The organism is Aporhodopirellula rubra, from assembly GCF_014192335.1.
GTDB lineage: Bacteria > Planctomycetota > Planctomycetia > Pirellulales > Pirellulaceae > Rhodopirellula > Rhodopirellula rubra.
The window spans coordinates 67,718-88,403 of sequence record NZ_JACHXU010000016.1 but is presented as its reverse complement, the minus strand read 5'-3'; the positions used below and the strand labels follow the sequence as shown (position 1 = coordinate 88,403).

Below are 20,686 nucleotides of genomic sequence, written 5' to 3'. Positions count from 1 at the left end.
ATCGCGTCTTATCCTGGTCCATTGAATCGCGGTGTCGTTTCTTTCGAGGCTCTTGTGCCGAGTGAGCCCCACAAGCCATCGACACTTTGTTGACTCGCCGTCGCAGGTGCGGCGGACTGGTAGCCGGCTTTGATGCTATCGGTAATGAATCTCACCGCGTCATTACTCGTTTAAGAGTAATGGCACATGTGATTCCCGTAGCGATTTTTGAAAATTGGTGATTGGTTACTGCGCTGACTTCACTCGCGCCAGAGCCGTTGGCAGATGCATGGGACGTTGTCCCGGCGAGGAGCGTCAATGCACGGCGGTTCCCACGAATGTGTTTCTTTGGAGCGATCGACGTGGTCGGTAAGCAGAACGATGACTAGCCGTCGCCTCACTCGCGGACTCGTCTACTCTTGATCCTGTGAAGGTTTCGTGTCGCTGTCGTCTTCGGTATTGTCCGGTAACGCGGTGGGATCTTCTAAGGGGGCAAGGACAATTTGTTTGGTGATCTCTTTGCCTTTGCGGAGAATCTTGATGTCTTGGGTTGAACCGACAGGCTGTTGCTCGACGGCTTGTTGCAGGGCGCTCATTTTGCGAACCCGTTGACCTGCGAATTCCAAGATCACATCGAGGCTTTCGAGACCAGCCACGTCGGCTGCGGAATCCTTGATGACTTGGTAGACGAGGACACCGAGATAATTGGGCAGTTTGAGTTTCTTTGCGAGTTTGGGATTGAGTTCGGCGAGTCGCACTCCCATCGCCGCGCGACGTACTCGTTCGTATTCGGCCAGTTCGCGGGCGATCCATTTCGCCTGGTTGACCGGGATGGCAAATCCGATGCCCTGGTATCCTCCGTTGCGGGTTGCGATTGCAGTGCTGATCGCGATCACGTTGCCGTCGAGATCCACGAGCGGGCCACCCGAGTTCCCGGGGTTAATCGCGGCGTCGGTTTGAAAGAGACGCCCGCGACGAATCTTTTCGAGACCTCGGTTTTTGGCACTGATGATTCCCGCGCAAACGGTCGCTTCCAATTTGAACGGGCTACCGATGGCGAGAACCCAGTCGCCGATTTCGAGTTCGTCGGAGTCGCCGAGGGTGGCGATGTTCAACCGCCGATCGGAGACAATTCGCAGGACCGCAATGTCACTGTCGGGATCGCTGTAGACGTTGGCGGCGACGAGTTCGGATTCATCGGGCAATTGAATGACGACGCGTTGGGCGGATGTGACGACGTGATGATTCGTCATCACCCAATAGGTCTGCGAAGAGGAGTCTGCGTTGGGAGAATCGGTGGTCGGCAACAAGTCCACAATCACGCCGGAGCCGAGACCTGTTAATTGATATCCTTCTTCTTCGGATTGTTGTGGCGGTGTGGGGCCGAGGGTTTCGTCACCGGGCGGGATCGTTTCGATTTCCTCATCGGCTGGGGCTTGGCCGGAAGGCTTGCTCGCGTTTTGACCGTAGGAAAATACGGTCACGACCGAAGGCGTGGCGACGCGAGCGGCGTGGCGGAATGCACGCGAGAGCGATTGGGCGTCGCGTTTCCACGACTGTTCCTGTTCGGTCGCGGCGGTTTTCGACGAACCGTTTTCTGTGGCGGCAGACGTGTTGGTATCTGAATTCTGAGCGTCGTTGTTCGAAATCGTCGGCAGAGTAACGACTTCCTGAGCGATCGCGGTCGCGGAGTGAAAACTCGCCAGTGCCAACGTGATGGCGAAATAAGCAGTCGTTTTGCAGTGTGGGGACATGTCTCGGTATCTCATGGCATCAAGGTGGAATCTACTGAGGCGTGACGATGCGTCACAACTAAACGAGGCCTGTGAGCATCTTAGCCGTTCAGGCCGCCGATTCGGAATCCGCTGCCCAGACATTTTGACGAAGCTTTCGGTCCGGGGGAGGCCAGGTTGCCCCTAAGAGAAGTCGCTCAAAGTCCCGCGGGAGCGTTCTGAAAGTATTGTTTGGCGGACAGAATCGGTTACGCTAAGATTGCCTCGAAGGCGGAAAAAACTCCTCTAGTCTGGACACTACTATGTCACTTATCTCCGCACGCACCTCCAAGGTGATGGCCAATTCCGAGTTTGAAGCTCCCGCCGAAGAAGACGTCAATCGACTCATTCAGGCCGCGATTTTAGCCCGAGATCACGCGTATGCCCCACACAGTCATTTCTATGTTGGGGCGGCCGTCTTGCTACATGACGGACGGATCATCGGTGGCTGCAATGTTGAAAACGCGAGTTATTCGCTGACGCAGTGTGCCGAGCGTGTCGCCGTAACGACCTCCGTGGCAACCGGGTATCGCAGTTTCCGAGCCGTCGCGATCGCCAGTGTTGGTGGTGCGATGCCGTGCGGTGCGTGTCGCCAAGTACTCGCTGAATTCGGTATGGACGTGTATGTCTACACCATCGATGTGATCGACGGTGAACAACAGGTACGTCGTCTCTCTGAGTTATTGCCTGATGCTTTTCTGACGTCGGACATTCCTTCTTCTTGAGTCGTCTCTCTTCCAACGACTTGAAACTGCTCTCGACGCCCTTCTCTTCTCAAGTTCCCATTATGATTCGGTTTCTCTCGTTCGGCCTCGTCGCCGCTTCGTTCGGTATCGGTGCGTCCGTTGCCAATGCTCAGAACTTTGTGGGGCCTCGCTATCCCGGCGAGGTGATCATCTCTGAGCGGGTGATCACACCCAAGCCGGAGCCCGCCGGGGCGAATACGTTACCGCCGCCTGCCAAACGCAACGGTTCATCCAGCGTCGGTGACAGTGCTCGGAGCGTTCTGGTTAAATCGCCTAACGCCGACGGCCAATCGTCGTCTGAACCGATGTCGCTGTCTGACGGTGGGCTGCGACGTGTCGAAGAGCCACGTGAGCGATTGCCGTTGTTGGCTCTCGGGCACGAGGTGTGGGAAAAGATGTTGTCGCTCGAACGTGAGAACGCCAAATTGGAAGCGACGCTCGAGTATGAACGACGGTTGGCGACCTATCGTGAGCACAGCGACCAGATGCAGAAAGCTCGCGCCGAAGAGATCGAGCGGATGAAGACGGAGATGGCCGCACAACGAGATGCCGCCCGCCATGAGCACAAAGCGGCCCAGGCAAGGGTTGCGGAAATGGCGAGATTGATACAGGAACGTACCGAACAGATCGTGCAGCTCGAACGGAAAGTGCACCAGGCCGAAACGGGTATGCCGACAAAGGCAATCGCCGAGAAAATCCGACAGCCGCTGACGCAAAAGCTGAAGGAACAATCCGAAATCATTCAGCAATTTGAAGCCCGTCAAAAAGAACTGATCGCGACCATCGACCATTTGCAACGTGCGAACGAACAGGTTCAGGCACGAATTGCCAAGAAAGCAGCGGCAACGGATGTCGAGGGTTCGGCGATTCATTCCGCAGACGACCACGCGCATGGCGACCACGCGCATGAGGCTCACGGTGATCATCAAGATGCCGATCAAATGGACGAAGGTCATGCAGACGAACACGGGGCGGCACACGGGAGTCACTCGCACGGGCACCCTGAGACTGGTCAACGTGAGACTGCGCAACGTGATCGAAAGCCCGAACCCCGTGACGCTAAATCGGGTGACGAGAAGAATCCACCCCAAGCAGACGTGCCTAAAAAGGATTCTCCAAAGCGGGACGTCGGGAAAAAGGAAACCGACGCTAAGGACGCCGACAAACGCGATCGAGATCGTAAGGACGCACCTCGTCCGGAACCCAATCGACGCGATAACCAGCCTCGAGGAAAGAAAGGGCGGTTCCGTGGCGCCGCGACGACGTCAGATCAGCCCGTGATCAAGCTGGCGGTTTTGCCTGTCGGCTTTTCGATCCAACCCCTCAGTGATGATGTGACGACGGCCGCTCCGATTTCAGCAACACAAGACGTGTCAGCAGCACAAAACGCGGACGACGCGAAAGCCGATGATCCGGTTGGATTGCAGGGAGGCGTGATCGGGCCACTGGGTAAGAACGATGCTCAACCGGAAACGGTCGCCGCGCCCGAACCGGTTGCGGTGCCCGAGCCTGTCGCGATTCCTGAAGCCGCTGAATTGCCAGCGCCTAAGAATCGCTAGAACAAGTTCATTTTTGGTTTAGGCACCGTCGCCCGACGGTGGCCCATGTTCTGGTCAACGTCGCTGCTTCCAAAAAACTACATCCATTGCTCAAAAACTCTTGAGCAACTTCTTAAAGGATGTAGCCGATGTCGCCTAACTTCATGGAGCGGTCATCATCGGCAGGCGAGCAACCTATGCGGTCTGTGGTGCGTTGTCAGTGACACCGGAGTCTGCTATTTCGGCTGCGTCGCTGTCGACTTCACTCGAATCGAGTTTGAAGAAGATGGCGACGGGTAAGAACAGCAACGCCATCGCCGCGAACAGATAGCTGCGGGGTGCGTCGACTGCGGTGATGATTCGGTCGAGGATCGAGTAGACCAGACCAGAGAGAACGATTGCGAAAAAGTTGGCTTGGTTCATCACTGCGATCATTCGGCCCTTCAGTTCCTGCGGCGGTCGGTCTTGCAAGAAGACTTGGATCGGAATGGCGAAGAACGCGGCCGAACCGCCGAGGCAAATTAGTGCGGGAATGCAGCCGTAGAATCCGAGCAGGTGACCTTGGCCGGGTTCATCGGCGGCACCGGGCAGGGATATCGACAGTAGGGCGCAGAAGGCAACCGTGCCCCACATCCCGATCTGAATGACAAAATTGTCTGAGATCTTGCGACTGAGTCCACCGGCGATGGCTCCGCCGATCGCGATGCCCACGCTGATCAGTGCGACGAGGATGCTCGTCCACGTGTCGGTTTGAGCGAGTTGTACTTTGCTCAGTGAGTTGACTGACTGAATCGTCAGGCCTGCGATCAACCAGAAAACGCACGAGGCGAGAAGTGCCAACATCAACGGCTTGTCACGCCGCAGCAGGCTCCGCATCTCTTTCGGGATCGCGAGGTTTTCGGTTTTGAGTTTGAGGTTCGGTTCGGCGGCGGGGAGTCGAATGATGGCGAGGCTTGTGACGGTCCCGATGATCGCGATACCGACGCAGACCAGTGAACCAATCCACAATCCGGAGGCGGCCTGCATCCGGGGCATGTCCGGTGGAACGATCGCATCCTTGAGTGGTCCCGCGACCGCCGTTCCGATAATGATTGCAATAAAGGTTGTCATCAGAACGAGGCCGTTGGCCCGGCCGAGCTGATTGCGGGGCAGCATCTCTGGCAAGATGCCGTATTTGCCCGGTCCAAAGAACGTGCTTTGCAAACCCATTAGGAACAGCACGATCCACAATCCGGCAAACCCGATCGAAGGTGTCGCCAGGAATGCGAGCATCCCCAACGCCATGATCGCGATTTCGGCGACCTTGCTCGAAACAATGATCGTCCGTTTGCTCAGTCGATCGGCTAGATATCCGGCGAGTCCTCCGAAGACAACGAAGGGGAGACCAAAGACGATGGTTGCGACCCCTTGTAGGTCGGCGCCGCCTGCTTCCGCGTCAGCCGCCGTTTCGCCTGCGGTGGCCGACGCCTCGGCAACGGTTTGAGCCGTGGTTGCCGGATCGAGCATGCCGGCTTCGGAGGCACCGGCAACGACGGCTGTTGGGATCGCCAGCAGGAGAAGCAGTTGTTTGAACAGGTTGTCGTTGAACGCACCAAAAAACTGCGTCGCAAGGAAGCCGACGAATGCGGGGTGCGACAGTTGGTCGATTTTGCCGGTCTCGGCTGATTGGTTCTTCATACTGTTACCTTGATCTCGCGGAGACGCGTCTCCCGCGGCGGCGGTCGTTGGATCAGGAGAGCCGACGGGCGGGACGAGATCGTGATCGGCTTTCTCGGGCATGAATCTATTTCGAGTTTGCAGAGGATCGGATGCGATGGAGAAAGAGAGCCTTACCACACGGGATTGCTTCGCGCCGACGCGAGATTTTGGCGTCAATCCTAGCGGATCGCGGTCTGGCGTGAAAAAAAAGCGTGTGAAACAGGAAAGTCTCGTTTTCCCGGTCGAAAATTGGTGGACCACCCGAGGCAGACACGCCTATTATGGAGGTGTTCCCGACAAGGCGGTCGGCGAGCTCCCGGACTTCAATGATGGTCAATCTCCTTCCGGAGCGTCCGTGCGTGAGAGCCAACGATTATGCCAGATATTTTTGCAGAACCGGCCGTGAGGGCTGGTTTCGCCATGACGATCCTACTCATCGTGATTGCGATCGCATTTTGGCTGTTGGGAAGATTGCGCGACTACACCACTCACGACCACCAAGTGCCCTCCGGAGGGCTTGTAAACCTGGAAGAAATGCTTCGCAAAGGTGACATTAGCGAAGAGGAATTCCGAACTATACAATCATCGACCCGTTCGCAGGTCGTGTCGTCTCCCTCTACCAAGATCCAACCAGTCCGCTCAACGGAACCGTCCTCCGAATTTTCGAAGGATTGAGTTCGCGACGAGCCGGCTTCACCCGGAATCTTTGTAGAGGAAGACGCTCGACCACCATGCGAGCGAAGTCGATTACCCAATCCAGCCGATGATTCGCCCTCCCAAGAAGATGATCGCAGATAATGTCGGATCGAGTTCATGCAGATGAACCTGAAATGACGGCAACTGTGGTCGGGCATACCAGTCACCGGCAAAACTAAACTATTACCAAAACCACGAATGGCTCGAGCTTCGAGGACACGGATGTTCCTTCAGGCATAGTGCGATGAACGAGACGGTCGATTTCGATTGAATCGGGAAACGTTCCTACTGGAAAGCATTCGAGTCGTGGCTTGAACCGTTCGATGTGTCGAGTTCCTGTTGCAGGGGACCAGACGATCGGTGGCCGACGCGAACAACATCTTTTTCACGGATCTCCCTTCTGTGCCTTGGATGAACGTTCATGAAAGTCGTTGTCCATCACAGTCTGGGTCTTCCTCGTGATCGGAGCTCCTATAAGTAAGGAGTCGTGTATGCCCACTAAGGAATCTTCGAACTCGCGCCGCAGCAGCGCGTCGACAAAGAAGAATGCGTTCTGCAGTTTTTGTCGCAAGAGTTATCGTGACGTCGGCCCGCTCGTCGAAGGCCCAGGCGACGTCTATATCTGTGCCGAGTGCATCGACCTTTGTCAGTCGATTCTCGACCAGGAACAACGTCGACGCGGTCCATCGAAATCGCTGTTCAACGAAATCCCAGCACCACGTTCGATTGTCGAGCATCTCGATAATTACGTGATCGGTCAAACCGCCGCAAAGCGTGTTCTCGCCGTCGCGGTTCACAACCACTACAAACGACTCAGCAGCGGCTGGGAAGGTAGCGGCGACGTCGAAATCGAGAAAAGCAACATCCTGCTCGCCGGCCCGACCGGCAGCGGCAAAACGTTGCTCGCTCGTTCCCTCGCCCGCATGCTCAACGTGCCGTTCGCCATCGGTGACGCCACCACGCTGACCGAAGCCGGTTACGTCGGTGAAGACGTTGAAAACCTGTTGCTGAAGCTTCTTCACGCAGCCGATTTTGATGTCGAAGCCGCTCAGCGAGGCATCTTGTACATCGACGAAGTCGACAAGATCGGCCGCACCAACGGGAACGTTTCGATCACTCGTGACGTGTCCGGTGAAGGCGTCCAGCAGAGCTTGCTGAAGATGCTCGAAGGCACCGTTGCCAACGTTCCACCCCAAGGCGGACGTAAGCATCCCGAGCAACAGTACATCCAGATGGACACGAGCAACATCCTGTTCATCTGCGGCGGTACGTTCGTCGGAATCGAAGACATCATCCGTCGTCGACTCGGACACCGTACGCTCGGCTTCGGCGAAGCAGGCTCACTGCGGAACGAACAGAGCGTCTCGGACCTGCTCGCTCAGGTTCAAACCGAAGACATTCTCAAATTCGGTTTGATTCCAGAGTTGGTCGGACGGATGCCCGTTGTGACTTATCTCCAACCGCTCGACGTGGACGGTTTGATTCAAGTCATGACCGAACCGAAGAACTCGCTCGTCAAACAGTACCAAGCTCTGTTTGCGATGGAGAACTGCGAATTGAACTTCACCGAGGGTGCCCTGCGTGCCATCGCGGAGAAGGCAATCGAGAAGGGCGTCGGTGCCCGGGGTCTTCGCGGGATCGCCGAAGACGTGATGCTCGACATCATGTACGACCTGCCTGAACAAGAGGACGGTCGCGTTTACACAATCGATGAGACGATCGTCTCAGGATCGCGTAAGCTCTTCACGATGCCGACAACCAAGAGCGCCTAACCGGCAGCTCGGGTTTTGATCGAGCCTCCACCGATTGGGGTGGAGGCCCTGCGGTTGCCATCACACTCCTTCTGGGAGGGACGGTCCGCTTCGGACCGGTAATGGAGCGTGGTGAACCGCTGATGCTATTCACCAACGATTTCACATCGTTGGGATGGGTCAGAGCGTCGGAAGCGCCGCCTTGGGCGGGGCTGCGGAGGCCTTCGAGGCTAGGTTTCGAACCAACGCCCGCACGATTTTTTCAAACGGTGCCCGAGCCCGTTCGTCTTCATTGAGCACGTCGGCCAATTTTCCTTCATCTCCGGCGACCCGCAACGTCATGTCGATCGGCAACCCGCCGAGATACGCGACGCCGAGTTCTTCGGCTTTCTCGCGGGCTCCTCCGCTGCCAAAGATGTCGTAGGTTTTGCCGCAATCGGGACAGAGGAATCCGCTCATGTTCTCGACCATGCCCGCGATCGGAATATTCACCTTTTTGAACATGCTGATCGCTTTGACCGCATCGAGAAGAGCCACTTCCTGCGGCGTGCAGACCACAACGGCACCCGAAATGGGAACATTTTGCGAGAGAGTGAGCGCGACGTCACCGGTGCCTGGCGGCATGTCGATCACGAGATAATCGAGTTCGCCCCAATCGGTGTCCTTGAGGAACTGCTGGATCGAACCGTGCAACATCGGTCCACGCCAAATGACCGCTTGGTCGGGTTCGAGCAAGAATCCCATCGACATCACCGGCATGGCGTTGTTCAGACGGATGGGTTCGATTTTTTTCTGTTCTGATACGGAAGGACGACCTTCCAGGCCGAGCAGGTGTGGGATGCTCGGTCCGTAAACATCGGCATCCATGAGACCAACTTTCGCACCGAGACGTTGCAGCGTCAGAGCGACCGATGCCGCGACGGTGCTTTTGCCGACGCCACCCTTGCCACTGCCGACGAGGATGACGCTCTTGGCACGCAGGCCGATTTGCCCGATCCGGGCGGGTGGACGCTCGTGGACGGGCGTTTCGACGGTGACATTTTTTCCCGGAGCGATCGTGAGAATTTTGTCTCGGATCGCGTCGGCCACCTCGTCGGCGATCGGTTGACAATGCGAGGTCACGCCGATTCGCACGGAAACGTTGTCGCCATCGACCTCGACATTTTGAACTTGCCCCATCGATCCCAGCGGTCGGCCGGTTTCCGGATCGGGGTATGCCGCGAGAAGTTCGCCAATGGCGTCAGATGTGGAGGATGTCATCTCGGTCGTTAAAAAAGGGGGGAGATTCGAATCGGGGCCAGGAAAGAAGAATGTTCCAGCCTACCAACGTCGACCGGTTTTTAGTAGCGGAACGGTTGAGGGACCGCGGAAGTGCTTCGCGGTTTTGGGAAACCCCAACGGGACTGCCTCTGAGCAGAAAATTTGAGGCTCGAGCCGAGTGGCCCGGAAATGTCGGCCAGTCTCGCCATTATCGAATCAGGGCTCGAAACGGAACTCTTGGCGAGATCGGCTACTCAAGAATGACATCAAGGCCGCATGAGAACCGAGTCCGCGAGCCGATCGTCGGCGGACCTATGGGTTCGGGCCGAGATTCGATGCTATTTCGTCGGGAACCCTCCAAATTGACGAGAGGGTGTCAGCGTTGTTCGCGGTACGTCGTGAAGCTCAGATAGGCCAGCAAACCCGCGAAAATGAGGAATGCCAAGTCCATTAGCATGCTGGTGGATTGCATCGGGGCCGCATCTTGCATGCCGGCAAATCCCATGATGAGATCGGCGCCAAAGAGCACGAGCAAGAGAATCGACGCCACAAGGCTGAGCAGACAGAGCGCCTTGGGCATGAATCGAAACCTCGGAGAACAGACAAGAAGTAGTAGCAGGTGGTGTTAGCGACCAAGATTAATCACTGGTGGAGCGCCAGTATACTTGCGAGGCCCAAAGTTTCCCAAGCCTGCGCGAGATCGCCAATTTAACGTCTTTTTCTTTGGTGCTAGAGCCCGGTTGTAGCGACTGGGACAAAAAAACTCGACTATTCGTGGCGTATCGGGCGTGCGACATTGGTTTGCTGAGTGAAACGCTCCACGTTTTTAGAAATTGCCCCCCACCTCGCCCTACGATCCTCATGCGTCGAACGCTTTTCCTGATTCCCCACGAAATCGCCGGCATCCCGTTTTTCGGCGTCGGATGGCTCCTGGCCGCATTGGCAATCTTTATTGCTTTGAGGCTGGTTTTTGCTGCCATTCGGCCGTCCCCGATCCAGCCGGCGTCGCCCGGTGAGGCCGCGCGACCGGCAACCGTCGGCCACGTTATCGCTCACGAAGGCGGTTTGTGGGCGTTTTTGGGGCTTCTGATCGTATTCCTGTTGCCGCGATTGGAGCTGGAAAACCTCGCGGGCGATCCCGTCGGTTTGCCGATTCGGGGTTACGGCATGTTTTTGATGTTGGCCGCGATCTGTTCGGTTTCGCTCGCCGCGTGGCGTGCTCAGCGTGCCGGATTGGGGTCGGACGCTATTTTCCGGCTCGCTCCGTGGACGTTTGTGGGCGGGTTGCTGGGTGCGCGGATTTTTTACGTGGTCCAGTACTACCAGGATTTCCTGCGTCCAACGTGGGGCGAAACGATCAGTTCGATGGCCGCGCTGACTCAGGGCGGATTGGTCGTCTATGGCGGCTTCATTGGCGGATTCCTGGCATCGGCGTGGGTGATCACGCGTCATCGCCAACCGCTGTGGAAGTTGGGCGACGTGATCGTTCCCTGCATTTTTGTGGGGCTGTTCTTCGGCCGGCTCGGATGTTTGATGAATGGATGTTGCTACGGCGGGGTGTGTGAACCCAATGCGTTGTCCGTTCAATTCCCGCCGGGCAGCAACGTTTATGTCGATCAACTGCTCACAGGAAAACTGATCGGGCTGACGGCGCGGCCGCACGTTGATGATGAGTCGGGCGTGACCGAAACATCGCTCGAGGGCAAACAGATCCGGCGGAATAAATTGTGGATGGTGAAGTCGGTCGACCCGGGAAGTTTGGCCGAACAGGCGGGGATCGAATCCGGCCAAGTGTTGACGTTTGTTCTCGATCCAGGATTTGCGAACCTCGCACCACCGGACATTCCCGCCGAAGACGCATTGCCGGGGCTCGCGGTGCTCCGCGATGGCGAATTGGTGGCGCGGATTCCTCCTGATCAATTGCCTTCGCGAGCGGCCCCCGTCTGGGCGACTCAAATCATCAGTTCAGTGATGGCTGCGGTGATGTTGGTCGTTTTGTTGATTTTGGAACGGATCATGCACGCCTCTGGAGTCCGTATCGACGGTATTCTGATGTTGTGCGGTTTTATCGCGTACGCTGTCCTGCGAATCGTGCTGGAATGGGTTCGAGTGGATGAGGAGGGACAATTTGGCACTTCGTTGTCGATTTCCCAGTGGGTCAGTTTGGGGGTGATTATCGCCAGCGCGATTGCGTTGGTGTTCCGCTTTCGGTCCGGTGACCCCGATCATCATGAACCTAGCAAGGTCGCCGACGCTACGTAGAGACTTCGAGAATTTGCAACCTTTGAAATAAGATCGAAATCGATGGTGCTCCCACGCTGCCGTGTCGAAGAAAAGATGGATGCCCCCGATCTGTCGGCGGATCGACATCGCGCCGCGTTAGCCGGACTGCGTCGACTCAATCGGATCAGTGGTGTTTCCTCGGCCTTGTTTCGGCAACTCGTTCGTTTGTCGGCGGCATCACGCTCGAATCGACCATTGAGAGTTCTCGATGTTGCGAGTGGTAGTGGGGATTTGCCGATCGATTGGCTGAAGATGGCACGCAGACGTCGGATGCCGCTCGCGGTCACGGCGCTCGACAGGAGTGAACTGGCGATGCAAACGGCGGCAGACGCGGCTCGTCGAGAAGGCGTCGAACTCGGTACCGTATGTCGAGACTGCTTGCGTGACGGGCTGCCGAGCGGTTTCGATGTGGTTACCTCATCTCTTTTCATGCACCACCTCGACCCGCCGGATGTTTCAAAATTGATCCAGGAGATGTGGCGAGTCAGCAATCGGGCCATTGTGATCTGTGACTTGGAGCGATCTCGCGTCAATCTTGGGCTAATCGCCACCTCGGCTCATCTGGTTACCCGCAGTGACGTCGTGCATTTCGACGCGTCGGCCAGTGTTCGAGCCGCGTACACGCGAGGTGAGTTTGCGACGTTGTTGCATCAAGCACTCGGGTTTTCCGTGCCTGTGAAGACTTCGTTTCCATGCCGCTTTATTGCGGTGATCGATCAACAGTGCGAGGCCGAAACCGTGGATGGTTATGCACCTGCCGTTGTCGGCGCCGGTTCATGATCGCAGGACCGAACCAACGCCGATCACGTGTGCTCGTGATCGGTGCAGGCGTATCGGGCTGCACTGCGGCAATCCGTTTGACCCATCACGGTCACGATGTGACTTTGGCCGAACGCGCCGTATTCCCACGAGAGAAAATTTGTGGCTGCTGTTTGGGAGCGGCGGGCTTACGTGCTCTCGACGCCATCGGACTGGGCGAAACCGTTCGTGACTTGGGAACGCCGACACATACGTTCGTCGCTTACTTGCAAACGTCACATCGTCAGGCTCCTCACGAGGACGGCCCCCGGGCTGGTTTACCCGAAGGATCGGTTTGTTCGTCTCCGATACGTTTGCCGATTGCACCCGGTGTTGCGGTCTCGCGAGCGACTCTCGATTCCTATCTTGTCGAGCAGGCGGCACGCTTGGGTGTACGCGTTTGGCAACCGTGCGAAGCTCAAGTGGTCACGACGAGCAACGATTGCGTCACCGTTCGCTACCGATCGCTAAGCGAAGACAGGGAGCAGACCACGCTGCTCGATAACGCATTATCGGTTGAAAACGCATCGCGGGATCGGAATGCCGCGGCGAAAGAAGATTGGCAGGTCTCAGACGAATTCGATTTGGTTATTTTGGCGACAGGCCTTACCGGAGTCTTCTCGGGCGGAAATGTTAAGGGAGCGAAAGAGGTTGGCGACGACCGGGATGCAGCGACGACGCGTCGATGGCAGTTGCCGTGGATCGAATCCCCACACGGTCCGCTCGGCATTGCCGCTCATCTGCCCAACGAGGATCCCCTTGCCGCGGCATGGGACCTACCGCGTGGCGAAATTCAAATGGTTTGCGGTGATGAGGGGTATGTCGGGTTGGTTCGTTTGCCCGGTGGCGAGATCGATATCGCGGCCGCGTTGCGTTCGGAGCGACAGCGCCGGCACGGTCACGGTGATGAGGGTTCGTCGGATGACGCTCGATCTGATTCGACGACCGGACGGTTGGTGCGTTTGCTGCAAAGCCATCCTGATTGGAAAACAGGTATGAACGAATTGGTCCACGAATGGCTTGCTCAACGTGTTCGGCTGATGACCGCCCCGCCACTGCGTCGACGACGGCAACCGGGGCTGGGCCGCGTTGTTGCGATCGGTGATTGCGCAGGCTACGTCGAGCCAATGACCGGTGAAGGCATGACGTGGGGAATCGAAAGTGGAATCGCTGTCGCCGACCTGTGGGATGGTCGCTCCTTGTCGGACGACTTTGTTAGCCAGTGGAATCACACACTGAAGTCACTCCAACCAAAACGGCGCATGCTTTGCGGAAGTGTAACCCGTGCGATGCGGTCGTCGACGTTGCGTTTCGTTACGCTCTCCAGCCTGCGGCCGGCCCCTTGGTTGGCGAGGCCGATCACGCGTGGACTCGCCACCGGACCTTCGTTTGAAGCGACCCACTCGTCTAATTCGATTCCTTGACGGTAATGCACCAGGAAATCCATCGCGAATGTCTTCGGGTGGATGACGTATGACAGCTCTTTCGATGAGGTGGTGAATTGACATCACCCGATCACAGCGGATTTAAAACACATGGCTCGTATCCTTTCCGTCGCATCGGCATTTCCTCGTCACTTAGCGAGTTTGGAGATGTCAACATTCCATGCTCAGCGGATGTCGTGTCGCGACGACGGGGAAGCGGAGAAGGTGGCGAAGCTCTATCGGCGAACCGGAGTCGATACCCGCGGCAGTGTGCTGCTCGAGGAGCCCGAATCAGGCGACGTCACGCAGACGTTTTACCCGCCAATGAAAACGAACCCGGACGGGCCAACGACCCAAGAACGAAACGAACGTTTTGTCCGTGACGCGCCGCCGTTGGCATGTCAGGCGGCCGGAGAAGCAATCCGAAAGAGCGGTTTTTCGGCGGGACAGATCACTCACGTCATCACGGTGACATGCACCGGGTTCAACGCGCCCGGTGTCGATATCGAATTGATCGGGCAACTCGGGTTGCCCGCCACGACCCAGCGTATCCAAATCGGATTCATGGGGTGTCACGCATTGATCAATGCGATGCGAACCGCACGTGGTTTGGTCGCCGCTGACGCCGACGCATGCGTGCTCATTTGCAGCGTCGAGCTCTGTTCGCTGCATTATCAATACGGTTACGACGTGCAACGGATCGTGTCGGGAGCTTTATTCGCCGACGGAGCCGCCGCCATGATCGTTGCGGGATCGGAGTTTATTTCGGCGGACGAATCTGCAGCGTGGGGAACGATTGCAGCGACCGGTTCCTATTTGATTCCCGATAGTCGTGATGCAATGACGTGGTCGATTGGCGACTACGGGTTTCAAATGACGTTGGAGGCGAGCGTTCCGGGGTTCGTTGAGCGCAACCTGCCCGCTTACCTCGGCGAATGGTTGGGCGCCCAAGGTGAAACGTTTGAATCAATCGGCGGTTGGGCCGTTCACCCCGGTGGTGTTCGAATTCTGCAAGCCGTACAGACGGCCATCGATCTCGATGCCACTCAGCTAGACGTATCCAGGCGTGTGCTTCGCGAACACGGCAACATGTCCTCGGCAACCCTCGGTGTGGTGCTCGAGGAGTTTGAACGCACCGACGTTCCACGTCCCTGGCTGATGCTGGGATTTGGCCCCGGGCTCGAAGTCGAAGTTGCGCTCGTACGATAGGCATTCGGCAGGCATGCGACCAAACTCTTGAGATCGACGCGTGGCTCGAGATCGGTTCCTCATCAGTTGACTCCGATGGCGCCGTATGACCGGTAGGACCGTTAGAGACGATGTCGCTCGGTAGGAGTTACGGCAGTGCGGGCGTATCGCGATTCTGTGTCACGCACCTCCTCTTTTTACTGGCTCGCGTGTTTTCACTGGCTCACGTGCCACGCGTTGTCGTGTCTGACAACTCATAGCGAATTAGATCGCTGTTTTCTTTCTCGCGATGCAGGATAACCGGCACTTCGGGAGAAACTATCGTCGTATTCAGTGCAACGCCCGATGTTAGTCGAGACGCTGTTTGGTACGGAAGCCGACTCGCCTCTTTTTGACGCGGGCTTGGGTGTCACTGCTATCGATGGAAATTCAACTGTGCCGTCCGCCCCTCTGACCGCGTTACTGCTGCTATGTAGTTTAGCGTGTGTGTCAGGGTGTAGCCGTTCGGAAATCGTTTGGACTGGCCCGTTGTGCGTTCGACCACTGGCTCCAGTTAAGACTGCTGGGCACATCGAACAGGAGGCGGCGTACGGTCCTGCCGAACGACTTTATGGCATCGCGAGAGAGCGAGAGTGTCAGGGTATCGACACGTGTGTCGATCTCTACTTCGACGTCGCACGCCTCACCTGCCGTGTCGACGGCCAATGCCGTACGCGTCGTCAACGTTTGCTGCACAAATCAGCGCTCGCAAAAATCGTTCTAACCGGGCAGCGGTTCAAACGCATCAATCCTTGTCGTGGATTGCGAATCCGTTCGAGTGACTATGAATTCTGGGTTCCAATCTCGTTTCACGGGTTCGTATGGCAACCGAGCGATTTTCATCGACTGGTTCCCGTTGGGAATTATGAGTCTCACAAGGTGACACGGGTCCACCGCAGCGATGGCGCAGGGATTCCGATGGTGGTCGAGAATCGACGTTGTCCCGACGGCACGTTCTTGCCGGAGCATTCGTATTTTGCAGCGACTCTCGTGATGGATGTTCCGCGTTGCGAAGAAGATGTCTTGGCGAGCGGTGTCGAAATCAAAGTCGTTGATCCGTTGCGTGTTCATGCGACGGCGATCGCGGGGCGAATGACACCAATCGCGAAAGACACGTCTGCCCCTTTTGTGTACCGCTTGAAAAATGAACCGGCGCAGTTTCTGGGCGGTTTCTTCAATCCCTATTCCGACGTTGAAGAGAGCAAACTGTTCACGGTTGAGCCGTTTCAACCAGGGAAAATTCCTGTCGTATTCGCACACGGCCTTCTTTCGGATCCGTACACATGGATCGAAATGCTAAACGACCTGCAAGCATGCCCCTGGTATGTGCAGAACTATCAAACCTGGGTGTTCGAATATCCGACCGGGCAGGCGTTTGTGAAGAGCGCTGCCGAGCTTCGCGAGCAGCTTGTTTTGGCGAGGCATGTCTTTGATCCTGGTCGAAACGATCCGTCGTTATCCGATATGGTCGTCGTAGGACACAGCATGGGAGGTCTGATTGCGAAGCTTCAGGTGACTCACAGCGGAACGCGTCTGTGGGACGCCGTGTCGGCGAAACCGTTCGATGACATGAAATTGAACCTGACGTTTCGACAAGAACTTCAGCGATACTTTTTCTTCGATCCTTCTCCGGATGTCGGGCGGGCTGTCTTCATTGGCACCCCGCACCGCGGTTCGGGAATCGCACGCCGCCCGATCGGCATTCTCGCCTCGGCTCTCGTCAGTGTCCCGCAAAGTGAAAAGGCGAAACTGAAACAAGCCGTCGAAGCGAATCCGGGTGTGTTCACCAAACAAATCGTCCGCGGCGTGCCGTCCAGTATCGACCTTTTGAACCCGCGAAATGAGTTGTTACAGGCGATGGAGAAATTGCCGACAAGTGGTCACGTGACCCTGCATACGATCTTTGGTAACAGCCGCTGGATGTTGGGCAACGGTCCCTCCGACGGAGTTGTCCCGGTGTCGAGTGCGCGGGATTCGAGAGCGATCAGCGAGCTCGAAGTCGATGCCAGTCACTTCGAGTTAAACGATTCACAAGAGGCAGTGAACGAGGTTTTGCGGATTCTAAATCAACACTTACAGACCCACGTTGATGACGCCTGCTACAGAAACTCGCACGTCGTCACCAATTAGTCGCGACCGGCGTTTGTCTCAGCGTAGTTCAGGTAATCCCGCAAATTGTAGAAGCGTTTGCGTGTCCAGTTCCGAGATCGCTTTTTCCAGGTTGCTCGTTGCGGACGATTTTACTTTGGTGGTTGCCGACGCGGCCGTCGTCTCCACCGAGGGGGCGAAGACGGGCTCAGGATCAGCAATCGGAGCAGGTGGTGCGATCGAGCTCGGCGAAACGTTTTCTGGAGCCGGTGCCGGAGCAGGAGTCGAAGCGGGAGCAGGAACGGTCGAATGTGCGGGTGTCGGGGCGACAGCGTTCGGGGTTTGGATCAAGAAACGGCTCGGCTGAGTGTGTTGGACCGGACCATAGGATTGTACGGGAGCGTAGTGGCTGCTGTAGCCGTATCCGTAACTTTGCGAGTGATATCCCTGGCTGCCGCCGCAGGCCAGTACCGATGAGGCGGTGCTCAGAACAATGAATCCGGTCAGGAGGGCGAGTGTCGTTTTCATCAGGTTTTCGCTCTATGCAGTTGGTTCTAGGGTTTCTCGGGCACTTCGATCAGGTCGCAGTCCCGCGTCTATTACTCAATGCAAATCCTGCGGGGAGAGAGGACAGAGAATTTCCGAAGAAAACCGAATTGCCCATTCGATTGGCTCAGGCGAACTGGCGGGGCTCCGCTGGCGGCACCGATCGACAACATAAAACACGATCGATTGTCAGTTTTCGGTTTGGCGAATAACCTATCCGTCACCCTGAAACCACCACTTCAACCCAGTTCATTTCCATGAAAATTCTCGTCACCGGCGGGGCCGGCTACATCGGCAGTCACACCGTCCTCGAACTTCTCAACGAGGGCCACGAAGTCGTCGTTGTTGACAATCTCGACAACAGCAGCGAAGAGTCGCTTCGCCGAGTCGCGGAATTGACAGGAAAGAGTGCAGAGTTCCACAAAATCGATTTGCTCGATGAAGAGGCTCTCGACAAAGTGTTCAGCGGTGCCGGTATCGACTCCGTGATCCATTTTGCGGGTCTGAAGGCAGTGGGTGAATCGGTTCAGATTCCGCTTCGCTACTACCAAAACAACATCACCGGCAGCCTCAATCTTTGTGAGGTGATGATCAAGCACAACGTCAAGAATTTGGTCTTCAGCTCGTCGGCGACCGTTTACGGTGATCCGCACACGGTTCCGATTACCGAAGATTTCCCGCTCTCGGCCACCAACCCCTACGGCCGCACCAAACTGATGTTGGAAGAAATCTTCCGTGATCTCTCCGTCAGCGACAGCAGTTGGAACATCGCGTTGCTGCGTTACTTCAATCCGGTCGGTGCCCATAGCAGTGGACGCATCGGTGAGGACCCGAGCGGTATCCCGAACAACCTGATGCCATTCGTCGCTCAGGTTGCTGTCGGACGGCGACCTGAGTTATCGGTGTTCGGAAACGACTACCCGACCGTCGATGGCACTGGAGTGCGCGACTACATCCACGTCGTCGATCTCGCCGTCGGGCATGTCCGGGCCGTCGACAAACTGACGAGCAATCCCGGCGTCGTGACCTACAATCTCGGAACAGGTAATGGGTGCAGCGTCTTGGAAATGGTCGCTTCGTTTGAAAAAGCGAGCGGTAAGAAAGTACCGACGAAGATCGTTGAGCGACGCCCCGGTGACGTTGCTGCCTGCTACGCCGATCCAGCGTACGCTGAAAAGGAGCTCGGCTGGAAGGCCACACGCACCGTGGACGACATGTGTGTCGACACGTGGCGTTGGCAATCGCAAAACCCAACCGGCTATAGCGTCTGAACGCTTTGTTGACGGACGTTACTGCTGAGTCAGTTTGAAATTCCTGGCGTGGAATCGCATGATGTCGATGCCGTTTTGCTCGTAGACCTTCAATCCCGAATGAGGGACTCCGGGAACGATAAGCTTTTCGAAAGGAATATCGAGTGATTCAAGGAATTCCATGTAGGTCAAGTTGTTTTCGTAGTTGAACCCTTTGGTGCCAACGTAGACCATCCACTGGACGGTCGGCGTCTTTTTGACCGCATACGCTCGCGCGAGATCCCATGCGTTGTCGCCTTCGGCAAAGACGAGCGTTTCGGACTCGCGGCCGCCCGATTCGCTGATTTTGCGTTCGGTCTCATAGCCACCTCCACCCGCTGCAGCGCTGCTGAATAATTTCGGATACCGCAGTGAGAGACGCATCGTTCCTCGTCCGCCTTGGGAAAAACCTTCCAGGCCGCGATGTTCCCGATCCGCAATCGTGCGGTAGGTAGCATCAATGTGTGGAATCAGTTCTTTGACAAACACATCGGCGCCCTGTTTGGAAGGTTCGTCGGGAATGTTGTAGTGACTCACGGGGCCACCGTTGACGAAAACATAAATCATTTCATCAGCTTTCCCATTCTTCATTGCCGCAGCCATGATGGGGGCCAGCGCGAGTGATTTCGATTCGCTACCGGGGCGTCCGCCGTGCAAGTAGTACACAACGGGAAATCGTTTCTGTGATTCCTTTGAGTAACTCGGTGGTAACAGGATGACGTAGCCGATTTCTTGATTGAGCGAAGGGCTTCGGAAGGTGCCATGCTTGAGCGATGGATGCTGCAACTTTTTCGGTATCGGGTTGACCCACTTAAACGAAGCGGGCGCTCGCTTGGATTTCTTCCGGGGCGAGTCTTTGGCTTGCACCTCGTCGCGTTTGTTCGTGGTGATCGGCGATTGAGCGAACACTCCGAGGCCATCGAACATGGTCAAGCAAATCGTTAGGCAAAGAACGAGCAGCATGGGATTTCGTTCGTGGGGCGGCATGAGAGAAATTGATCCGTCATTGTACAATGGCGCTGATGAGCCGGCGCTACTATTCACTAGTCGAGGAATTTGCAGATGGATCCGTTCTTAAGAGCAGCTTTGGAAGAAGCACGCATGGGACTGCAAGAACGCGGGATCCCGATAGGATCCGTTTTGGTGATTGACGGTGAAATCGTCGCTCGCGGGCACAACCGTCGAATCCAAAACGGCAGCGCGATCTTGCATGCCGAAATGGATTGCCTTGAACGAGCCGGGCGTCTGACCGCGGCGGATTACTCGCGATCGATTCTGTATTCAACGTTATCGCCGTGCGACATGTGCAGCGGCGCGGCGTTGCTCTACAAGATCCCCAGAATCATTGTCGGCGAAAATAGAACCTTTCAAGGACCTGAGTCATACGTTCGTAGTCGAGGCGTTGAACTGGAAATCGTCAACGATCCTGAGTGCATCGCCTTGATGGAAAGCTTCATCGCGAACCATCCCACGCTTTGGAACGAGGACATCGGTCAGCCTACCTGCTAACCAACACGCCTCGTAGACCGTGAGGCTGCCATCTCGAACTTGCTCTGCTTACTTATCGTTGTTGATGTGCTCGGATGCGGCA

General features: G+C 56.5%; 16 protein-coding genes and 1 pseudogene. 10 read left to right on the top strand and 7 right to left on the bottom strand.

Annotated features, from left to right (window positions below):
* Nucleotides 1–8 precede the first annotated feature (8 nt).
* Nucleotides 9–158: pseudogene (locus tag FHS27_RS20375) on the bottom strand (DUF1559 domain-containing protein); the annotation flags it as partial.
* Between the two features lie 234 nt (nucleotides 159–392).
* A complete protein-coding gene (locus tag FHS27_RS20370; RefSeq protein ID WP_246420360.1) occupies nucleotides 393–1,748 on the bottom strand; it encodes a trypsin-like peptidase domain-containing protein in 1,356 nt (451 codons plus the stop codon).
* Nucleotides 1,749–2,002: 254 nt separating this feature from the next.
* Between FHS27_RS20370 and FHS27_RS20365 the strand changes: the two genes are divergently transcribed.
* A complete protein-coding gene (locus FHS27_RS20365; protein WP_390854117.1) occupies nucleotides 2,003–2,476 on the top strand; it encodes a cytidine deaminase in 474 nt (157 codons plus the stop codon).
* Between the two features lie 62 nt (nucleotides 2,477–2,538).
* A complete protein-coding gene (locus tag FHS27_RS20360; protein WP_184306689.1) occupies nucleotides 2,539–4,056 on the top strand; it encodes a hypothetical protein in 1,518 nt (505 codons plus the stop codon).
* A gap of 174 nt (nucleotides 4,057–4,230) precedes the next feature.
* Here the strand turns inward: FHS27_RS20360 and FHS27_RS20355 are convergent, their stop codons facing one another.
* Nucleotides 4,231–5,814: an MFS transporter gene (locus FHS27_RS20355; protein WP_184306688.1), complete on the bottom strand. Its 1,584-nt coding sequence runs from the start codon at nucleotides 5,812–5,814 to the stop codon at nucleotides 4,231–4,233.
* Nucleotides 5,815–6,920: 1,106 nt separating this feature from the next.
* On the opposite strand from FHS27_RS20355, the gene clpX reads away from it, so the two are divergent.
* Complete coding sequence (gene clpX / locus FHS27_RS20350; RefSeq protein WP_184306687.1) at nucleotides 6,921–8,201, top strand: ATP-dependent Clp protease ATP-binding subunit ClpX; 1,281 nt, start codon at nucleotides 6,921–6,923, stop codon at nucleotides 8,199–8,201.
* 159 nt (nucleotides 8,202–8,360) lie between these two features.
* Here clpX and FHS27_RS20345 read toward each other — a convergent pair whose 3' ends face one another.
* Entirely contained in the window at nucleotides 8,361–9,440 is a 1,080-nt protein-coding gene (locus tag FHS27_RS20345; RefSeq protein ID WP_184306686.1) for an Mrp/NBP35 family ATP-binding protein, read from the bottom strand.
* Nucleotides 9,441–9,816: 376 nt separating this feature from the next.
* Nucleotides 9,817–10,020 carry a hypothetical protein gene (locus FHS27_RS20340; protein ID WP_052329598.1) on the bottom strand — a complete coding sequence of 68 codons (204 nt, stop codon included), beginning with the start codon at nucleotides 10,018–10,020 and terminating at the stop codon, nucleotides 9,817–9,819.
* 281 nt (nucleotides 10,021–10,301) lie between these two features.
* On the opposite strand from FHS27_RS20340, the gene FHS27_RS20335 reads away from it, so the two are divergent.
* From FHS27_RS20335 to FHS27_RS20315, 5 genes are all read left to right on the top strand, one after another.
* Complete coding sequence (locus FHS27_RS20335) at nucleotides 10,302–11,702, top strand: prolipoprotein diacylglyceryl transferase (protein WP_184306685.1); 1,401 nt, start codon at nucleotides 10,302–10,304, stop codon at nucleotides 11,700–11,702.
* 42 nt (nucleotides 11,703–11,744) lie between these two features.
* Complete coding sequence (locus FHS27_RS20330) at nucleotides 11,745–12,503, top strand: methyltransferase domain-containing protein (protein ID WP_009103675.1); 759 nt, start codon at nucleotides 11,745–11,747, stop codon at nucleotides 12,501–12,503.
* Nucleotides 12,500–13,945 (top strand): NAD(P)/FAD-dependent oxidoreductase, encoded by a 1,446-nt coding sequence (locus tag FHS27_RS20325; RefSeq protein ID WP_184306684.1) that lies wholly within the window; start codon nucleotides 12,500–12,502, stop codon nucleotides 13,943–13,945. The genes FHS27_RS20330 and FHS27_RS20325 overlap by 4 nt, the downstream gene beginning before the upstream one ends.
* Before the next feature lie 111 nt (nucleotides 13,946–14,056).
* Complete coding sequence (locus FHS27_RS20320; RefSeq protein WP_184306683.1) at nucleotides 14,057–15,154, top strand: type III polyketide synthase; 1,098 nt, start codon at nucleotides 14,057–14,059, stop codon at nucleotides 15,152–15,154.
* A gap of 312 nt (nucleotides 15,155–15,466) precedes the next feature.
* Nucleotides 15,467–17,302: an esterase/lipase family protein gene (locus tag FHS27_RS20315; protein ID WP_184306682.1), complete on the top strand. Its 1,836-nt coding sequence runs from the start codon at nucleotides 15,467–15,469 to the stop codon at nucleotides 17,300–17,302.
* 18 nt (nucleotides 17,303–17,320) lie between these two features.
* Here FHS27_RS20315 and FHS27_RS20310 read toward each other — a convergent pair whose 3' ends face one another.
* Nucleotides 17,321–17,788 (bottom strand): hypothetical protein, encoded by a 468-nt coding sequence (locus tag FHS27_RS20310; RefSeq protein WP_184306681.1) that lies wholly within the window; start codon nucleotides 17,786–17,788, stop codon nucleotides 17,321–17,323.
* A 275-nt stretch (nucleotides 17,789–18,063) separates the two neighbouring features.
* On the opposite strand from FHS27_RS20310, the gene galE reads away from it, so the two are divergent.
* Complete coding sequence (gene galE / locus FHS27_RS20305) at nucleotides 18,064–19,077, top strand: UDP-glucose 4-epimerase GalE (protein WP_184306680.1); 1,014 nt, start codon at nucleotides 18,064–18,066, stop codon at nucleotides 19,075–19,077.
* Nucleotides 19,078–19,095: 18 nt separating this feature from the next.
* Here galE and FHS27_RS20300 read toward each other — a convergent pair whose 3' ends face one another.
* Nucleotides 19,096–20,058 (bottom strand): alpha/beta hydrolase, encoded by a 963-nt coding sequence (locus tag FHS27_RS20300; RefSeq protein WP_184306679.1) that lies wholly within the window; start codon nucleotides 20,056–20,058, stop codon nucleotides 19,096–19,098.
* A 99-nt stretch (nucleotides 20,059–20,157) separates the two neighbouring features.
* Here FHS27_RS20300 and FHS27_RS20295 point away from each other — a divergent pair, with 99 nt between their 5' ends.
* Nucleotides 20,158–20,604 (top strand): nucleoside deaminase, encoded by a 447-nt coding sequence (locus FHS27_RS20295; RefSeq protein ID WP_009103660.1) that lies wholly within the window; start codon nucleotides 20,158–20,160, stop codon nucleotides 20,602–20,604.
* Nucleotides 20,605–20,686: the final 82 nt, after the last annotated feature.

Excerpts from the sequence above, each read along its gene's own strand:
- FHS27_RS20370 (WP_246420360.1), bottom strand. The coding sequence starts at position 1,748 with ATGAGATACCGAGACATGTCCCCACACTGCAAAACGACTGCTTATTTC.
- FHS27_RS20360 (WP_184306689.1), top strand. The coding sequence starts at position 2,539 with ATGATTCGGTTTCTCTCGTTCGGCCTCGTCGCCGCTTCGTTCGGTATC.
- FHS27_RS20355 (WP_184306688.1), bottom strand. The coding sequence starts at position 5,814 with ATGCCCGAGAAAGCCGATCACGATCTCGTCCCGCCCGTCGGCTCTCCT.
- clpX (WP_184306687.1), top strand. The coding sequence starts at position 6,921 with ATGCCCACTAAGGAATCTTCGAACTCGCGCCGCAGCAGCGCGTCGACA.
- FHS27_RS20345 (WP_184306686.1), bottom strand. The coding sequence starts at position 9,440 with ATGACATCCTCCACATCTGACGCCATTGGCGAACTTCTCGCGGCATAC.
- FHS27_RS20340 (WP_052329598.1), bottom strand. The coding sequence starts at position 10,020 with ATGCCCAAGGCGCTCTGTCTGCTCAGCCTTGTGGCGTCGATTCTCTTG.
- FHS27_RS20335 (WP_184306685.1), top strand. The coding sequence starts at position 10,302 with ATGCGTCGAACGCTTTTCCTGATTCCCCACGAAATCGCCGGCATCCCG.
- FHS27_RS20330 (WP_009103675.1), top strand. The coding sequence starts at position 11,745 with ATGGTGCTCCCACGCTGCCGTGTCGAAGAAAAGATGGATGCCCCCGAT.
- FHS27_RS20325 (WP_184306684.1), top strand. The coding sequence starts at position 12,500 with ATGATCGCAGGACCGAACCAACGCCGATCACGTGTGCTCGTGATCGGT.
- FHS27_RS20320 (WP_184306683.1), top strand. The coding sequence starts at position 14,057 with ATGGCTCGTATCCTTTCCGTCGCATCGGCATTTCCTCGTCACTTAGCG.
- FHS27_RS20310 (WP_184306681.1), bottom strand. The coding sequence starts at position 17,788 with ATGAAAACGACACTCGCCCTCCTGACCGGATTCATTGTTCTGAGCACC.
- galE (WP_184306680.1), top strand. The coding sequence starts at position 18,064 with ATGAAAATTCTCGTCACCGGCGGGGCCGGCTACATCGGCAGTCACACC.
- FHS27_RS20300 (WP_184306679.1), bottom strand. The coding sequence starts at position 20,058 with ATGCTGCTCGTTCTTTGCCTAACGATTTGCTTGACCATGTTCGATGGC.
- FHS27_RS20295 (WP_009103660.1), top strand. The coding sequence starts at position 20,158 with ATGGATCCGTTCTTAAGAGCAGCTTTGGAAGAAGCACGCATGGGACTG.